Below are 16,625 nucleotides of genomic sequence, written 5' to 3'. Positions count from 1 at the left end.
CGGCAACCGGGTTACACCTCGTTCCCCGCGCGGCGGGCGGCCCGCGGGGCGGGGACGCCGCGCAGGACGGAGACGATGCCCACGCCGGCGGCGCACACCGGGACGGCGAGCAGGGCCCCGAGGATGCCGGCGATCCCGGAGCCGGCCACCACCGCGACCATGATGGTGGCCGGGTGCAGCTCCACCGTCCGGCTCTGGATGAGGGGTTGGAGGACGTTGCCCTCGAACAGCTGGACCGCCATCACCACGCCGAGCGCCCACAGCGCCGTCCCGATCCCGCCGTCGGCGAGCGCGACCAGCACGGACACCGCCCCGGACAGGAAGGCCCCGACGAACGGGATGTAGGCGCCCATGAACACCAGCGCGCCCAGCCCCGGCGCGCCGGGCACGCCGAGCGCCACCAGGCCGATGGTGATGAAGGTCGCGTCGATCAGCGCGATCAGCGAGGTGCCGCGCATGAAGCCGGCCATCGCGTCGAAGGCCCGCTCGGCGCAGGCGATCACGGTCTCGGCGCTGCGCTCGGGCAGGTAGGAGCGGATCGTGTCGCCGGTGCGGTGGCCGTCGCGGAGGAAGAAGAACACCAGGGCGAGCGCCAGCACGCCGCCGGCGATCAGCTGGGTGGCCAGGCCCAGCCCGGACAGCACGCCGTTGGTGACGGTCGAGACCAGCGAGTTGGTCTCCCCCTTGGCGTTGTCCAGCGCGTGCCGGATCTTCTCCCCGGTCGGGCCGAGCCACGCGGCGAGCTGGTTGCCCGCCTGCTGGAGGGACTCGGCGATCTGCGGGGCGCTGTGCACCAGCGCGTTGACCAGCAGCGCGATCACCCCGCAGACGGCCGCGACCAGCAGCACGCAGGTGAGCCCGGCGGCCAGCCCCCGACTCACGCCCCGCCGGACCATCCACGGCACCGCCGGGTAGAGCAGCGAGGCCCCCAGCAGCGCCAGCACCACCGGCACGGTCGCGGCCCGCAGCTCGACCAGCGCGAAGACCAGCAGCGAGGCGAGGGCGAGCAGCAGGATCACCGCCGCCGACCAGGCGGCCGCCTGCCGGACCACCGGCGGCAGCATCAGGTACGGCCTGCGGGGGTCCGGCGCGGCCCCGCCCACGAACCGGGGTTCCACCGCCGGGCCCTCCCCGGCCGGGTGCTCCTCGGGCACGGCCACCTCCGCCTGGCTCGTCGACGAGTCCGAATCGCCCCGTCCCGGCGGACGGTGCGTCAGCGTGCCCGTGCCGCCGGGCTGCCCGGCGAACCCGCCACGCCGCCGTCCGGCCGATCAAGGGTGGAGCCGATTCAATCCGCCCCCGTCCGTCGCGTACAGAGCAGCCGGTGGAGCTCACCTCATCGGACGAAGCGCCCTGGCGGACACGTTCGAGTGCCGGACCTCAGTTCGCCTCGAAGCGGCCGCCCCGTCCACCCGGAGCGGCCGCCCCCGTCCAGCCGGTCGGCACGCTCAGCGGCGGCCGTCCAGGACGGCGCGCAGCACGCCGATCCGGTTGCTGGTGATGGAGGCGACCCCGGTGTCGCGCAGCCGGCGCATGGTGCGGCGCAGGTCGGCGGTCCAGGTGGAGACGGCGAGCCCGGCGTCCGCGGCGGCGGCGGTGAACTCGGGGGTGACCAGGCCGAACGGCGGGTTGAGGTAGCGCGGGCGCAGGTCGTCGAGCAGGGCGCGGACGGGCAGCCGGGGCTCCTTCCAGGTGAGGGCGATCTCGGCGCCGGGCGCCAGCGCGCGGACGGCGAGCATGGCGGTGGCGGGGCCGCAGAAGGAGACCAGCCCTTCGGCGTCGAGGTCGCTGACGACGGACCAGGTGGCGGCGACGGGGCCGGGGTCGTCGAGGTCGATGAGCAGCCGGGGGCCTCCGGCGGCAGCGACGACCTTGATCGTCTCGGCGAGGGTCGGGACGGCGAGCGGCCCTCGGCGCAGTTCGTCGAGCTGCGCGGTGGTGACCCGGCCGATCGACCGCGGGTCGCCCCAGAGGCGCTCCAGGGTGCGGTCGTGCAGCAGGACGGGCACCCGGTCGCGGGTGAGCTGGACGTCCACCTCGACGGCGTCGGCGCCGGCGGCGAGCGCTGACTCGACGGAGGGCAGGGTGTTCTCGCGGTGGCGGTACGGGTCGCCGCGGTGCGCGACGGCGAGCACCCGGCGGCGGTCGGTGGCCGGTTCCCCGACCGCGCGGACGGCGCTCTGGGTGGTCGGCAGATGCGGGTGGGACATCCCGGGCGGGGCCTCTCGTTCGGAACCGGTTCGGGCGGGGCTCGACGCGCCGTCGGCGCGCGGCACCCGGTGGAGCGTGCCGTGGGGCGTGCCGTGCGGGTCAGGCCGGACCTAACGCCGCTCGATCATCACATTGGTGGACTTGATGACCGCGGTGGCGGGGGCGCCGGGGACGAGGTTCAGCTCCTCCGCCGACTCCCGGCTGATCAGCGACACCACCCGGAAGGGCCCTGCCTGGACCTCCACCTGGGCCGCGACGTCGCCGAGCACCACGTGGGTGACGATCCCGGGGAAGCGGTTGCGGGCCGAGGACGGACGGCCCTCGGCCTCGGCGTTCTCCGGGCGGGCCAGCTCACGGGCGAAGGCGGCGAGGTCGACGCCGGGGATGATCCGGTGGCCGTGCTCGTCCCGCTCGGCCGCGACCCGCCCCGCGTCCACCCAGCGCCGCATGGTGTCGGCACTGACCCCGAGCAGCGCCGCGGCTTCGCCGATGCGGTACGGGTTGACCGGCGCCTCGGACTGGCCCATGTGCGACTCCTGACACTGACTCGGGGACTGCCCCGGGGACTGGCTCGGGGAACGTGGGACGGGAACGGGGACGCCGCACGCGCGGCGGGCCGTCGCCGTCATCCTGCCGTACCGGCGGCCGGGGCCGCCAAGCGAGGCGGGTCAGGACTCGCCGAAGAGGTCGCGGCGCACCGCGTCCCCGGCGGTGAGGACGGCCCCGGCCAGCACCGCGCCGCCGCCCGCCGTGCCGGGCCGGACCTCGGTGCGCAGCGGGGACAGCTCGGCCAGCCGCCGTTCGACCCGGCCGGCCAGTTCGGCGCCGCCGGCCCGGCCGAGCTCGCCGCCGAGCACCACGCAGCCCGGGTCGAGGACGACGCAGATGCTGGCGGCGCCGACCGCGATCCGCGCGGCCAGCTCGTCCAGGAACGGCCCGCCGGGCCCGTCCGGGCCGAGTGCGTCCAGCGCGGCGCGGACGGCCGCCTCGGCGGCGGGGGCGTCCCCGGCCGCGCCGGCGGGCAGTCCGTGGGCGCGGGCGAGCTCGCAGACGGCGGCGCTGCCGGCCAGGCTGTGGAAGCCGCCGTCGCAGCCGGTGGCGCTGGGCAGGCCGCCGGTGCCGGGGACGGGCAGGAAGCCGATCTCGCCGGTGCCGCCGGAGAAGCCCCGGCGCAGCCGGCCGTCCAGGACGACGGCGGCGCCGACGCCGTGGCCGAGCCAGAGCAGCACGAAGGTGTCGCGGTCGCGGGCGGCGCCGATCCGGTACTCGGCCCGGCCGGCCAGGTTGACCTCGTTCTCCAGGATCACCTCGGTGCCGGGCAGTCCGCGCAGCTCGGCGAGCAGTTCGGCGTGCCAGGCGGGGAGCTTCCCGGTGCTGTTGAGGCGCCCGGTGGCGGGGTCGACCAGTCCGGGGGCGCCGACGGCGACGGTGTGCAGCCGGTCGACGCCGACGCCGCGCGCAGTGTCCAGCAGGGTGCGCACCAGGTGCCCGGCGGTGTCGGGCGTCCCGTCGCCGTGGACCGGGATCTCGGCGCTGGCGAGGGTGCGCCCGGTGAGGTCGGCGACGACCAGGCTGACGCCGCCGGAGCGCACGTCGAAGGCGGCGAGGTGGGCGCGGGAGGCGACCAGTGCGTAGAGCCGGGCGTTGGGGCCGCGCCGCTGTTCGCCCCGTTCGCCGACGACGGCGACCAGGCCGGTGCGCTGGAGGCGGTCGAGCAGGTCGGCGACGGTCGGCCGGGAGAGGCCGGTGAGGTCGCGCAGCTCGGTCGCGGTCAGGGGGCCCTGTTCGAGGAGCAGGTTGAGGGCCAGCCGGTCGTTGATCGCCCGGGCGGTGCTCGGCGTGGCCGTGCGCGCGGTGGTCATGGCGGCTCATCCTTCCAGAGTGTTTCTATCAGGGTCCCTTCCTGATAATTTTATCGAACCATCCGCCGGACGGCCGTCGCCGCCGCGCGGACCGAACGGCCTGCACGTAGACCACCCTCAGGCACGTCAGAACCACCGCCGGGCACGTCAGACCACCCACCAGCACGTCAACCACCCACACAGGGCACCGTCGCGCCGCCCCACCTGCGCGACCCGGGAGGGAACGCCGGATGAGCACGACCGCACACTCACTGGAGCCGCTGGCCTCCCCACGCCGGGCCAGGGCCGGCATCGCCCTGGTCTTCGGCGTGCACGGCGCCGTCAGCGGCAGTTTCGTCACCCGCATCCCGTGGATCCAGGACCGCCTCGACCTCTCCCCCGGCCAGCTCGGCCTGGCCCTGGTGATGCCCGCCATCGGCTCCTCCCTCGCGATGCCGCTGGCCGGCCGGTTCGTCCACCGCTACGGCGGGCGGGCGGCGGTCCGCGGACTGATCTCGCTCTGGTGCCTGGCCCTCGCCCTGCCCGCGCTCGCCCCCTCGCTGCCGGTGCTGTGCGTGGCGCTGCTCGCGTACGGCGCCTCGGCCGGGATGGCGGACGTCGCGATGAACGCGCAGGGCGTGGAGATCGAACAGCGGCTCGGCCGCTCGATCATGTCCGGACTGCACGGGATGTGGAGCGCGGGCGGGCTGCTGGCCTCCGGCTTCGGCATCCTGGCCGCCCACCTCGACCTCGACGCCCGGCTCCAGCTGGCCGTCACCGCGCTCGTGCTGCTCGTCCTCGCGCAGCCCGTCTGCCGGAACCTGCCCGACCTGCGGGCGCCGGAGGGGGCGGAGGAGCCGCCGCGGTTCGCACTGCCGCCGCGCAGTTCGCTGGTGATCGGACTGGTCGGCTTCTGCGCCGTCTTCGCCGAAGGCGCCTCGATGGACTGGAGCGGCGTCTACCTGCGGGACGTCACCGGCGCCTCTGCCACCGTCGCGGCCGCCTCCTACACCGCCTTCTCGCTCACCATGGCCGTCAGCCGCCTGTGCGGGGACGCGGTGGTCCGCCGGCTCGGCGCCGTGCGCACCACCCGTCTCGGCGGCGCCGTCGCCACCGTCGGCGGCCTGCTGGTGGTGGCCGCCGACAGTCCGGCGCTCGCCATCCCGGGCTTCGCCCTGATCGGCATCGGCATCGCGGTCACCGTCCCGCTGGCCTTCGCGGCGGCCGGGCGGATCGGCAGCAACCCCAGCCAGGCCATCGCGGGCGTCGCCACCGTCACCTACACCTCCGGCCTGGTCGCGCCCGCGATCATCGGCGCCCTCGCCCAGGCGACCTCGCTGACCGTCTCCTTCGGCCTGGTCACCGCGCTCGCCTTCGCGCTGCTGCTGAGCGCCGGGGCGCTGCGCCGGGCCGAACGGAATTCCCCCGGATCCGGCGCCGAAAATGTGACCGCAACGTCACCGGAAAGCACTTCGAAAAAAGATCTCTCTGCGATATGATCTAGAAAATTCCGGGGAATTCCTCGCTAATATCGCCGACCGCCGGGCGCATTCCGCGCCCGGCGGTTTCGCGATCCGTGAGGTGGACCCCGTGTGCTACGACCCCGACGCCGCCCCGCCCGCCGTCACCCCCGCGCTCTGGCCCCTGGCCGAGGCTGCGGCGCTCACCCTGACCTCGGCGGACGGCACCGAGTTCGCCGCCTTCCTGGCCCGCCCCGAGGTGGCCACCGGCGTCGGCGTCCTCGTCCTGCCGGACAACAAGGGCCTTTCCGGCTTCTACCGGCAGACCGCCGCCCGGCTCGCCGAACAGGGCCACCCCGCGCTCGTCGTCGACTATTACGGCCGCACCGCCGGAGCCGATCCGGAAAGCCGCCCGAAGGAATTCGGCGACCTGCCCGGCCTGCTCCGCCACCTGCTCGCCCTCACCCCCGAAGGCCTGGACGCCGACCTCGCCGCCGGCCTCGCCCGGCTGCGCGCAAGCGGGCCGGCCGAGGTGGTCGCGCTCGGCTTCTGCTTCGGCGGCCGGCAGGCCTTCCGCGCCGCCGCGCCCCGGTTCGGGCTGGCCGGCGCGGTCGGCTTCTACGGATACCCCGACGCGATCAACGGCTCCCCGGGGCCCACTCAGCTCGCGGCCGACCTCAGCGCGCCGATCCTCGCCTTCTGGGGCGGCGCGGACGAGCACATCCCGCCCACCGCCGTCGACGCCTTCGACGCGGCCCTGACCGCCGCCGGCAACCCGCACGAGTTCGTCACCTACCCGGGCGCGCCGCACAACTTCTTCGAGCTCTCCGCCGTCGAATATTCGGACGCGGCCCGGGACTCCTGGCGACGTCTGCTGGGATTCCTCGCCGACCGCTCCGCATCCGCGACCCCCCGGAGGACGCTCTGATGTCCCGCCTGTCCCACCCGTCCCGCATTTCCCGGCTGGCCCGCCTGTCCCGTCGTGCGCGGCTCGCCGCCGCCACGGCCGCCCTCGCCGCCGCCGCGGTGGCGCTCACCGCCCCGCCGGCCCCCGCGGCCACCCCCACGACCACCCCTGCGGCCACCCCCGCCGCCGACTTCGGGCCCGCCGAGATCCGCACCGGCATGTACGCGGGCCCGGACGACCTGTGCCTGGAGGTCGCCGACTGGCGCACCGACGACGGCGCCCCGGTCCGGATCTGGACCTGTACCGGCGGCGCCAACCAGCAGTGGACCCAGAGCGCCCGCGGCTGGGTGAACCTGAACAGCGGCAAGTGCCTGGACATCCCGGCCTTCAGCACCACCTGGGGCACCCAGGCCGACCAGTGGACCTGTGACGGCGGCGCCAACCAGAGCTGGAGCGACCCCCCGGCCAGCCACCCCGGCACGCCCCGCCGGATCGTGAACGGCTACAGCGGCCTCGTCCTGGACGTCTCGGGCGACGCGCTGACCGACGGCACCCCGGTGATCCAGTGGGAGTTCCACAGCGGCGACAACCAGTTCTGGCACTACAACCCGGAAAAGCCCCCGTACAGCTGACCGCGACCGCCCTCGACGGGCGCGACCGGGCACCGGTTAGGCTCGGCCGGTGCCCGCACCCGTCTCGCCCCTGCCCGCACCCGCAACGCCCCCGCCCGCCGTCGAGCTGCCGCCGTCCGGCCCCGTGCCGCGTTCGCCGTGGTGGCGGTTCGCGCTGCTGGTGGTGCTGCTCGGCGCCGCGGCCGGGTCGCTGCTGCTGTGGAGCCCGACGGCGCTGCTGAACGGCGGCCTCGCCGACCGGATGCCCGGGTACTGGTTCGCGCCGCTGTTCGCCACCGTGTACGCGGTCGGCACGCTCGCCTTCGTCCCCCGGCCGGCACTGAACGCCGCCGCCGGGCTGCTGCTGGGCATCCAGCAGGGCGTGCTGCTGTCGGTGCTCGGCACCACGCTGGGCGCGGCCATGGCCTTCGGGCTCGGCCGGGGCCTCGGGCGCGAGGCGCTGCGGCCGTACCTGCGCGGGCGGGTGCTCGGCACGCTGGACCGGCGCTTCACCGAGCAGGGCTTCCGCAGCGTGCTGGTGCTGCGGCTGCTGCCGGGCATGCCGTTCCAGGCGGCCAACTACGGCGCGGCCTTCTCCGGGGTCCGCTTCGCGCCCTTCCTGTTCGCCACCGCGATCGGCGTGGTGCCGACCACCGCGGTGTACGTGACGGCGGCGGCCAGCGCGGGCGAGCCGGGCTCGGCGGCCTTCCTGGTGTCGGCCGGGGTGATCGCGCTGCTCGTGCTGGGCAGCGTGGTCGGGCTGTGGCGGGCCGCGACCGCCCGGCGCCGCGCACCGGCCGCCTGACCGCTGAGCGCCTGACTGTCTGACCCCCTGCCCCCCTGACCCCCTGACCGGCCGAGATTCCGAGGCACTCGGGGGGCGCTCGACAATTCGCTCGCGCCCGCCCGCCGTCGGACGTCAGGATGGCCCGCATGACCGAACCCTCCCCGCGGGTCGACCCGCCGATGGCGGCCGACGAGACCGCCATGCTCACCGCCTGGCTCGACTACCACCGCAGCACCCTCGCGCTCAAGTGCGAGGGCCTGACCGACGACCAGCTGCGGCTGCGCTCCGCCCCGCCGTCCACCCTCTCGCTGCTCGGCCTCGTCCGGCACATGGCCGAGGTGGAGCAGTACTGGTTCCAGAGCATCCTGCGCGGCGACGAGTACACCGAGAACCACTACTGGACCGAGGCCGACGAGGACGGCGACTTCAACGGCGTGGACACCGCCGACGTCGCGGCGGACTTCGCCACCTGGCGCGCCGAGGTCGAGACCGCCCGCCGCGCGAGCGCCGGCCTGTCGCTGGACACCGTCGGCAAGCGGCTGCGCCGCGGCGAGGAGGTGACGCTGCGCTGGATCCTGGTCCACATGGTCGAGGAGTACGCGCGGCACAACGGCCACGCCGATCTTCTGCGCGAACTGGTGGACGGCACTACCGGCGAGTGAAATCGTTTCCGCATTGTTGACAGAAGGTCAATTGCTCGGTGACCACGACCGATATGGTCTACGCGCGCAACCGTACGGCTCACCGCCGCGTCGCTGATGTTGCCCGGGTTCGCCCGGGTTTCCGTCGCGGCGCGACTCGTACGGGGGCCGCGAGCGGGCACGGGACCGGTGAACAGTGCGATACTCGGACAGTTCCGACGAGTGGATGACGTGTCAAAAAGGACACGCGACCCCGGGGGACCAGGACGGGACGAGGCAGGGAGGCGCGGCATGGGAGCACTTCGCGACGAGCACCACAACGGGTGGCTGATGCCCTCGGGAAACTACCCGGCCGCGGTGTACGAGGACGAGTGGGTCGATCAGGAGACGATGCCGGCCGCCCCCGCGCCCGCGAAGATCGTCTCCTTGCGGCCGACCGGTTTCGAGGCGGCCCGCACGGTGGGCGAGCACATCCGGGCGAGCATCCCGGTGGTCATGGACCTCACCGAGATGAACGAAGCCGAGGCCAAGCGGATGGTGGACTTCGCCTCCGGGCTGATCTTCGGCACCCAGGGCGGCATCGAGCGGATCGCCCGCCGGGTGTTCCTGCTCACCCCGGCCGACGTCGAGGTCATGGTGATCGACCGCCCGCTCGACGAGACCGGGTTCTACAACCAGAGCTGATCCGGGCGGCGCACGGCCCGACCGGGCTGAACCGACCGAGTTGAACCGGCCGCACGACAGCGGCACCCCGACCGGGGACGGCACCCGCCGTTCCCGGTTTTTGCTGTCCCGGCTGTGACGATCAACGCCTCATTCGAGACCCCCACCATAATTTTGAGACATCCATGTCTCACATGACCTACACTCGATTCATGGCCACCGATCGCGACACCGTCCTGGAAGCCGCCGTCGGCGTGCTCTCCCGCCGCCCGACCGCCCACCTGGACGAGATCGCGCGCGCCGCCGGGATCAGCCGCGCCACCCTGCACCGGCTCTTCCCCGGGCGCGAGGCCCTGATCCGCGAGGTCGGCCTGCTCGGCCTGCGCCGGTTCGCCGCCGCCCTGGACACCGCCGCCGTCGAGGACGGCGACGCCGAGGCCGCGCTGCGCCGCCTGGTCGACGCCGCCGTCCCGGACGCCACGCTCTGCGCCTTCCTGGCCGGCGAGAACCAGCTCTACGACGACGACAGCGTCAACGACCTCTGGGAACTCCAGATCGTTCGACTGCACGCGCTCTTCCTGCGCGGCCAGCAGCAGGGCACGTTCCGCATCGAGCTGAGCGCCGCCTGGCTGAGCGAGGCCTTCTTCGACCTGGTGGCCGGCGTCGGCTGGGCCATCCAGGACGGCCGCCTCGCCCCGCGCGACGCCGCCTTCTCGCTCGCCGAGCTGTTCCTCGGCGGCGCGCTGCGCCGACCGGACGCCGCCACTCCCCCGCCCACAGCACCTTCGGCCCGCACACCGGAAACCGATATCCCATGAGCAAGCGAAGCGAACGAATCATCAGCGGGTGCGCATTGCGCGAAGCGCCTGCCGAGCGAAGCGAGGCGGGCGCATGAGCAGTACCGTTTCTGCCAGCCCCCGTCAGCGCTGGACCGGCCTCGCCGTCCTCGTCCTGGCCGTCACCGTGGTCGCCCTCGACGCGACCGTCCTCTCCCTCGCCATCCCCTCCATCAGCGAGACGCTGGAGCCCAGCGGCACCCAGCTGCTCTGGATCGGCGACTCCTACTCGTTCGTCCTGGCCGGCCTGCTGGTCAGCATGGGCTCGCTCAGCGACCGGATCGGCCGCAAGAAGCTGCTGCTGATCGGCGCGGCCGCCTTCGGCGCGGCCTCGCTGCTCGCCGCCTACGCGCCCAGCGCCGGCTGGCTGATCCTGGCCCGCGCGCTGCTCGGCGTCGCCGGCGCGACGATCATGCCCTCGACCCTGTCGCTGATCCGCGGCCTCTTCCCGGACGACCGGGAGCGGGCCACCGCGATCGGCATCTGGGGCGCGGCCGCCACCGCCGGCGCCGCGCTCGGGCCGGTGGTCGGCGGGGTGCTGCTGGAGCACTTCTGGTGGGGTTCGGTGTTCCTGCTGAACATCCCGATCCTGCTCCTGCTGCTGGTGCTCGGCGCCTGGCTGCTGCCGGAGTCCAAGGACCCGAACCCGGGCCGCTGGGACGTGCTGAGCGTCGCCCTGTCGATGGCCGGGGTGATCGGCACGGTCTACGCGATCAAGGAGGCCGCCGCGCACGGCGTGGCGCGCTGGGACGTCCCGGTCGCCTTCGTGCTGGGCGTCACCGCGCTGACCGTCTTCGTCCGCCGCCAGCTGCGGCTGGAGACCCCGCTGCTGGACGTGCGGCTGTTCCGCGACCGGCGGTTCACCGCCGCCGTGCTGGCCTCGCTGATCGCCCTGATCGGCCTGTCCGGGGTGGTCTTCGTGACCTCGCAGTACCTCCAGCTGGTCCGCGGCTACGAGCCGCTGCGGGCCGGCCTGGCCGAGCTGCCGGCCTTCGTCGGCGCCGTCGTCGGCGGTCTGCTGACGGCCCGGCTGGTGCGGCGCACCGGCGCCCGGGCGGCGCTGACCGGCTGCCTGCTCGCCATGGGCCTCGGCGTGGGCGTGCTCGGCTGGCTCCAGCAGGACACCACCTACCTGTTGCTGGCCACCTCCTTCCTGCTGGTCGGGACGGCGGAGGGCGTGGTCTACACGCTCGGCGCCGACCTGGTGCTGAGCGCCTCACCCGCCGACAAGGCCGGCGCGGCCTCGGCGGTCTCGGAGACCGCGTACGAGCTGGGCACCGCACTCGGCATCGCGCTGGTCGGCTCGGTGGTCGGCTCGATCTACGCCGGCGGGCTCGTCGTCCCGGCCGGGACGGACCCGGCGGCCGCGGCGCGGGCCGGCGAGTCGCTGGGCGCGGCTGTCGAGACGGCGCACGGACTGCCGCAGGGCGTCGCGGAGCCGCTGCTGGCGAGCGCCCGGGAGTCCTTCACGCACGGCATGAACAGTGCCGGCCTGCTGGCCGCCGTCCTGCTGATCGGCGCGGCCGCGATGGCCTGGCGGCTGCTGCGGGGCCTGGACGCCCCGACCAGCGCGGCCACCCCGGTCACTGCGGTCGAGGCGCCCGCTCCGGAGAAGCCGGAGAAGCCGGAGAAGGTCGACGCGTAAGCACGCCCGACTCCCCTGCCACCGGCGGGAACGGCCACGGCCGTTCCCGCCGGTGGCGTATCGCGGGCCGGGCGGCTGGAACCGGGGCGGCCAGGCCCAGAAACATGCGATGTTCAAATGTCTGATGTTTGTATAGGCTGCCTCCATGAACCGCATCAGTACACCGCGCAGGACGGCAAGCCTGTCCGCGCAGCTCGTGGACAGCCTCCGCTCGCACATCGAGGCGGGCGGCTGGCCGGTGGGGACGCGGATCCCGCCGGAGCAGGTCCTCGTCGAGGAGCTCGGGGTCGGACGCAGCACGCTGCGCGAGGCGATCGGCGCGCTCGTGCACCTCGGCCTGCTGGAACCCCGGGCCGGGGACGGCACCTACGTCCGCGCGTCGAGCGAGCTCCAGTCGGTCATGGTGCGGCGGGCGAGTTCCGCCCGGCGGGACAACGTCCTCGAACTGCGCACCGTCCTCGAGGAGTACGCCTCGGGGGCCGCCGCCCTGCGGCGCAGCGAGGACCAGCTGCACCAGCTCAGGGAGCTGCTGACCGACGCCGACGCGGCCTGCGCCGGCGAGGACAGGTCCGCGGCCATGAGTGTCGACGCGCTGTTCCACCGGGCCGTCGTCCGGGCGAGCGGGAACGACCTCCTGATCGAGGTCTACGACTACCTCGGCACGGCCCTCACCTCCGCCCTGGGAGGCCTGCCCTGGGACGCCACCGCCGCCGAGGAGCACGCCGACCTGCACCGGCGACTCGTCGACGCGATCGAGGCCCAGGACGAGAACGGCGCCCGCACCGCGGCGGCGGCGATCGTCCGGCTCACCCACGACCACGGGGTCCAGGCACCAGCCGCGACGGAGGAGCGATGAGTCCGTAGCTGTCCTCGGCACCGCCATGGCGGGCGCCGGATACGGTGCGGGGCAGGACCGCCACGTACGGAGTCCCCGCACGCCGACGAGCGCTCAACTCACTTCCACCGAACGGGCCTTCGGCGAAAAATGAAGACCGCCAACCCCTTGCACAGGCCTTCGAGGCCGTAGAGGAGAACACCGATGTCCGTCTTACCGCCCCCGGCCGACGACCTCGACGCACGCACCGCCCAGCGCACCGCCCACCTGTACGCGACGGATCCGCAGTTCCGTGCCGCCGCACCCCTGGACGCCGTCAGCGAGGCGATCCGGCGGCCGGGCCTACCGCTCGCCGACCTCGTGGCCACGGTGATGGAAGGGTACGCGGACCGCCCCGCCCTGGGCGAGCGCGCCACCGAGCCGGTGACCGACCCGGACACCGGCCGCACCACCCTGCGCCTCCTGGACCGGTTCGACACCGTCACCTACGGCGAACTGTGGGAACGCGTCGGCGCGGTGGCCTCCGAGTGGCGCCACCACCCCGACCACGCCGTGGGCCCGGGCGACTTCGTCGCCGTCCTCGGCTCCACCAGCCCCGAGTACGCCGTGCTGGATCTGGCCTGCGTCCGCTCCGGCGCGGTGAGCGTCCCCCTCCAGGCCGGCGCCTCGGCGGAACACCTGGCCCCCGTCGTCGCGCAGACCGGACCACGCCTGATGGCGGTGGACGTGGCGCACCTGGACGTCGCGCTCCAGATCGCGGCGGACGCCCCGTCACTGGGCAGGATCGTCGTGCTCGGCCACCGCCCGGAGGTCACCGACCACCAGGAGGCGCTGGACGCCGCGCGCGGACGGCTGGCGACCCAGGGCCGGGGCGTCACCCTGGACACGCTGGCCTCGGTCATCGAGCGGGGCAGGAGCCTGCCACCGCTCCCCCGGGTCCCCGAGGGCTCGACGGCCGACACGCTCAGCGCGCTGATCTACACCTCGGGGAGCACTGGCACCCCCAAGGGCGCCGTGTACACCGAGCGTCTCGTCAAGAACTTCTGGATCGACTTCGTGCCCGGCCAGGGGACGCAGCCGTCCATCGTGCTCAACTACCTGCCCCTGAGCCACATGATGGGACGGGGCGTGCTGTTCGGCACGCTCGCCAAGGGGGGCACCGCCCACTTCGTGGCGTCGAGCGACCTGTCGACCCTCTTCGTGGACCTCTCCCTGGTCCGGCCCACCGAGTTCATCCTGGTGCCCCGCATCTGCGACATGCTCTTCCAGCGCTACCGGAGCGAGTCGGCCCGCCGGAACGAGCCGGACGAGGTCGGGGGCGACACCGCCGGGCAGGCGGACCGCGCGAAGGAGGAGCTGCGGGAGAAGACCCTGGGCGGCCGCCTCCTGTGGGCCACCTACGGCTCGGCCCCGATGAGCGCGGAGCTGGCGGCGTTCCTGGAGAGCTGCCTGCAGATCAGGGTGTTCAACGGCTACGGGTCGACGGAAGCCGGGCTGGTCTCGCTCGACGGCCGGGTGCTGCGCCCGCCGGTGACCGACCACCGGCTGGCGGACGTGCCCGAGCTGGGGTACTTCCGCACCGATTCCCCGCACCCCAGGGGCGAACTCCTGGTCAAGTCGGAACGCCTCGTTCCCGGCTACTTCCAGCAGCCGGACGCCACCGCCCAGGTCTTCGACGAGGACGGCTTCTACCGCACGGGCGACATCGTGGCCCTCACCGGCCCCGACGAGTTCGTCTACGTCGACCGCCGCTCCAACGTCCTCAAACTGTCGCAGGGCGAGTTCGTGGCCACCTCCCGGCTGGAAGCCCTCTTCACCGACAGTCCGCTCGTCCGGCAGGTCTTCGTGTACGGCAACAGCGCTCGCGCCTACCTGCTCGCGGTCATCGTGCCCACCCAGGAGGCGCTCGACCTCGCCGCCGAGGACGGTCCGCGTCTCAGGTCGCTCCTGCGCGAGTCCCTACACCGCCTCGCCACCGAGGCGGGCCTCAACTCGTACGAGATCCCACGGGACTTCCTCATCGAGACCGAGCCGTTCAGCCAGCAGAACGGGTTGCTCTCCGGCGTGCGCAAGCTGCTGCGCCCCGCGCTGGCGAAGCGCTACGGCGAGCGCCTCGAAGCCCTGTACGCCGAGCTGACCGAGCGCGAGAGCGACGAACTCCGGGCACTGCGCCAGGTCGGCCCGTCCCGGCCCGTACCGGAGACCGTGTGCCAGGCCGCCCGCGCGCTGCTCGGACACCGGCAGGACGACGTCCACCCCGGGACGCGTTTCCTCGAACTCGGCGGCGACAGCCTCTCCGCGCTGTCGTTCTCCCAACTGCTCAAGGAGGTCTACCGCGTCGACGTCCCCGTCGACGTCGTCATCAACCCGGTCAACACGCTCCAGCGGGTGGCCGACCACATCGAGAACGCCCTCGCGTCGGGCGACCGGCGCCCGACCGCCGACCAGGTCCACGGACCGGGCGCGACGCGGCTCGTGGCGGGCGACCTGACACTGGACGCGTTCCTCGACACGGGGACCCCGACGCGGACCGGCAGGCCGAGGGGCCCGCTGCCCGAGGCGCGGACCGTCCTGCTGACCGGCGCCAACGGCTACCTGGGCCGCTTCCTGTGCCTCGAATGGCTGGAGCGCGTCGCGCAGCGCGGCGGCACACTGGTCTGCGTGGTCCGCGGCGCCACCGACGAGTCGGCCCGGGCGCGGCTCGACGCGGCCTTCGACAGCGGCGACCCGGAGCTCCTCCGGCGCTACCACGGCCTGGCCGCCGAGCACCTGGAGGTGGTCGCCGGCGACGTCGGGGAGCGCGACCTCGGACTCGACCGGGAGACCTGGCAGCGGCTGGCCGACACCGTGGACCTGATCGTCCACCCGGCGGCACTCGTCAACCACGTCCTGCCCTACGACCAGTTGTTCGGCCCCAACGTGCTGGGCACGGCCGAACTGATCAGGCTCGCGGTCACCTCCAGGGCCAAACAGTTCACCTACCTGTCGACGGTCGCCGTCGTCTTCGATTCCGAGGCCGCGGCCGACGAGGACGCGGACATCCGCACGGCCTGCGGGACGCGCGACCTCGGCAGCGGCTACGCGAACGGCTACGCGGCCAGCAAGTGGGCGGGCGAGGTGCTGCTGCGCGAGGCGCACGACACGTTCGGCCTCCCGGTCGCCGTGTTCCGCTCGAACCTGATCCTCGCCCACCCGCGCTACCGGGGGCAGCTGAACGTCCCGGACGTGTTCACCCGCCTCCTGCTGAGCCTGCTGGCGACCGGCATCGCCCCCGGCAGCTTCTACGCCCGGGGCACCGGTGACGTCGACGGGCACTACGACGCGCTGCCCGTGGACTTCACCGCGCAGGCCGTCGCCGCGCTGGGCGACGACACCCGGGAGGGGTACCGGACCTTCAACATCGTGAACCCGCACGAGGACGGAATCTCCCTCGACACCTTCGTCGACTGGCTGGCGGCGGCCGGACACCCCCTGACGCGCATCGACGACTACGACGAGTGGCTCGACCGCTTCGAGAGCGCCATACGCGCTCTGCCCGACCGCCAGCGGCAGCACTCGCTGCTCCCCCTGCTGCACGCCTTCTCCACGCCGTCGGAGCCGCTGCCCGGATCCGCCCTGCCGGCGGACCGGTTCCGCGAGGCGGTCCGGGCCGCCGCCCTCAACGAGGAGAACGACATCCCGCACCTGTCGCAGGACCTGATCACCAAGTACGTGGCGGACCTCCGGGCGCAGCACCTGCTGTAGCCGGTCCGCCCTCCTCCTCCGCACCCACCTCCGCACCCGCTGGCGGGAACGGCCACGGCCGTTCCCGCCGGTGGCGTACCGCGCGCCGGGCGGCCGGAACATCGTGGCCGGTGGCTTCGCCGTGCTGGTGTCCGCCCCGCGCTGTCCGTCGTGGCGTGCCCCCTGCTCGGGCTGGGCGGCGGCGCCTGCCTCGTCCTCGCGCTGACCTTCCAGAGCGAACGCGCCGGCAGCTCCGGCGAAGCCGCCGCGTCGGCCGGCATGGCGCAGTCCATCGGCTACCTCGTGGCGGCGGCCGGGCCCCTCCTCCTCGGGATCCTGCACGACACCACGGGCAGCTGGACGCTTCCGCTCACGGTCCTGGCCGTCCTCGGCATCGCCATGGCGGCTGCCGGATACGGCGCGGGGCAGAACCGTCACGTGCACCTACCTCGGCCGCGCTGACGT

The 16,625-nt window shown here is 73.8% G+C and carries 15 protein-coding genes; 11 read left to right on the top strand and 4 right to left on the bottom strand.

The features are described from left to right. Nucleotides 1-11: 11 nt before the first annotated feature. The 4 genes from AB0O82_RS17980 to AB0O82_RS17965 all read right to left on the bottom strand — a co-directional run bounded on the left by AB0O82_RS17980 (nucleotide 12) and on the right by AB0O82_RS17965 (nucleotide 4,073). Nucleotides 12-1,154, bottom strand: coding sequence for an AI-2E family transporter (locus tag AB0O82_RS17980; protein ID WP_363584691.1), 1,143 nt, complete (start codon nucleotides 1,152-1,154; stop codon nucleotides 12-14). Nucleotides 1,155-1,448: 294 nt separating this feature from the next. After that, complete coding sequence (locus tag AB0O82_RS17975; protein ID WP_363584689.1) at nucleotides 1,449-2,210, bottom strand: glycerophosphodiester phosphodiesterase; 762 nt, start codon at nucleotides 2,208-2,210, stop codon at nucleotides 1,449-1,451. A gap of 111 nt (nucleotides 2,211-2,321) precedes the next feature. Beyond that, nucleotides 2,322-2,738 carry a TOBE domain-containing protein gene (locus AB0O82_RS17970; RefSeq protein ID WP_208869038.1) on the bottom strand — a complete coding sequence of 139 codons (417 nt, stop codon included), beginning with the start codon at nucleotides 2,736-2,738 and terminating at the stop codon, nucleotides 2,322-2,324. 141 nt (nucleotides 2,739-2,879) lie between these two features. Continuing rightward, nucleotides 2,880-4,073, bottom strand: coding sequence for an ROK family transcriptional regulator (locus AB0O82_RS17965; RefSeq protein WP_363584687.1), 1,194 nt, complete (start codon nucleotides 4,071-4,073; stop codon nucleotides 2,880-2,882). A gap of 230 nt (nucleotides 4,074-4,303) precedes the next feature. Here AB0O82_RS17965 and AB0O82_RS17960 point away from each other — a divergent pair, with 230 nt between their 5' ends. The 11 genes from AB0O82_RS17960 (at nucleotide 4,304) to AB0O82_RS17910 (ending at nucleotide 16,622) form a co-directional block, all read left to right on the top strand. Next, nucleotides 4,304-5,551, top strand: coding sequence for an MFS transporter (locus AB0O82_RS17960; RefSeq protein ID WP_363584685.1), 1,248 nt, complete (start codon nucleotides 4,304-4,306; stop codon nucleotides 5,549-5,551). A gap of 91 nt (nucleotides 5,552-5,642) precedes the next feature. Beyond that, nucleotides 5,643-6,440, top strand: a complete 798-nt coding sequence (locus AB0O82_RS17955; RefSeq protein WP_363584683.1) for a dienelactone hydrolase family protein — start codon at nucleotides 5,643-5,645, stop codon at nucleotides 6,438-6,440. After that, nucleotides 6,440-7,051 (top strand): RICIN domain-containing protein, encoded by a 612-nt coding sequence (locus tag AB0O82_RS17950; protein WP_363584681.1) that lies wholly within the window; start codon nucleotides 6,440-6,442, stop codon nucleotides 7,049-7,051. The genes AB0O82_RS17955 and AB0O82_RS17950 overlap by 1 nt, the downstream gene beginning before the upstream one ends. A 49-nt stretch (nucleotides 7,052-7,100) precedes the next feature. Further along, nucleotides 7,101-7,835 (top strand): VTT domain-containing protein, encoded by a 735-nt coding sequence (locus AB0O82_RS17945; protein WP_363584679.1) that lies wholly within the window; start codon nucleotides 7,101-7,103, stop codon nucleotides 7,833-7,835. 128 nt (nucleotides 7,836-7,963) lie between these two features. Next, entirely contained in the window at nucleotides 7,964-8,479 is a 516-nt protein-coding gene (locus AB0O82_RS17940) for a DinB family protein (protein WP_363584677.1), read from the top strand. Between the two features lie 270 nt (nucleotides 8,480-8,749). Next, nucleotides 8,750-9,142 carry a cell division protein SepF gene (locus AB0O82_RS17935; RefSeq protein WP_363584675.1) on the top strand — a complete coding sequence of 131 codons (393 nt, stop codon included), beginning with the start codon at nucleotides 8,750-8,752 and terminating at the stop codon, nucleotides 9,140-9,142. A 191-nt stretch (nucleotides 9,143-9,333) separates the two neighbouring features. After that, complete coding sequence (locus AB0O82_RS17930; protein ID WP_363584673.1) at nucleotides 9,334-9,939, top strand: helix-turn-helix domain-containing protein; 606 nt, start codon at nucleotides 9,334-9,336, stop codon at nucleotides 9,937-9,939. 73 nt (nucleotides 9,940-10,012) lie between these two features. Continuing rightward, complete coding sequence (locus AB0O82_RS17925; protein ID WP_363584671.1) at nucleotides 10,013-11,602, top strand: MFS transporter; 1,590 nt, start codon at nucleotides 10,013-10,015, stop codon at nucleotides 11,600-11,602. A 145-nt stretch (nucleotides 11,603-11,747) separates the two neighbouring features. Continuing rightward, entirely contained in the window at nucleotides 11,748-12,458 is a 711-nt protein-coding gene (locus tag AB0O82_RS17920) for an FCD domain-containing protein (RefSeq protein WP_363584669.1), read from the top strand. A 183-nt stretch (nucleotides 12,459-12,641) separates the two neighbouring features. Beyond that, complete coding sequence (car, locus tag AB0O82_RS17915) at nucleotides 12,642-16,181, top strand: carboxylic acid reductase (RefSeq protein WP_363584667.1); 3,540 nt, start codon at nucleotides 12,642-12,644, stop codon at nucleotides 16,179-16,181. Nucleotides 16,182-16,331: 150 nt separating this feature from the next. After that, on the top strand, nucleotides 16,332-16,622 hold the full coding sequence (locus AB0O82_RS17910) for a hypothetical protein (protein ID WP_363584665.1): 291 nt from the start codon (nucleotides 16,332-16,334) through the stop codon (nucleotides 16,620-16,622). The last annotated feature ends 3 nt before the right edge of the window (nucleotides 16,623-16,625 follow it).

The sequence above is a fragment of the Kitasatospora sp. NPDC088264 genome (genome assembly GCF_040685715.1).
Taxonomy (GTDB): Bacteria; Actinomycetota; Actinomycetes; order Streptomycetales; family Streptomycetaceae; genus Kitasatospora.
Note: the sequence above shows the minus strand (reverse complement) of the source record. Positions and strands in the feature narration are given on the sequence as shown.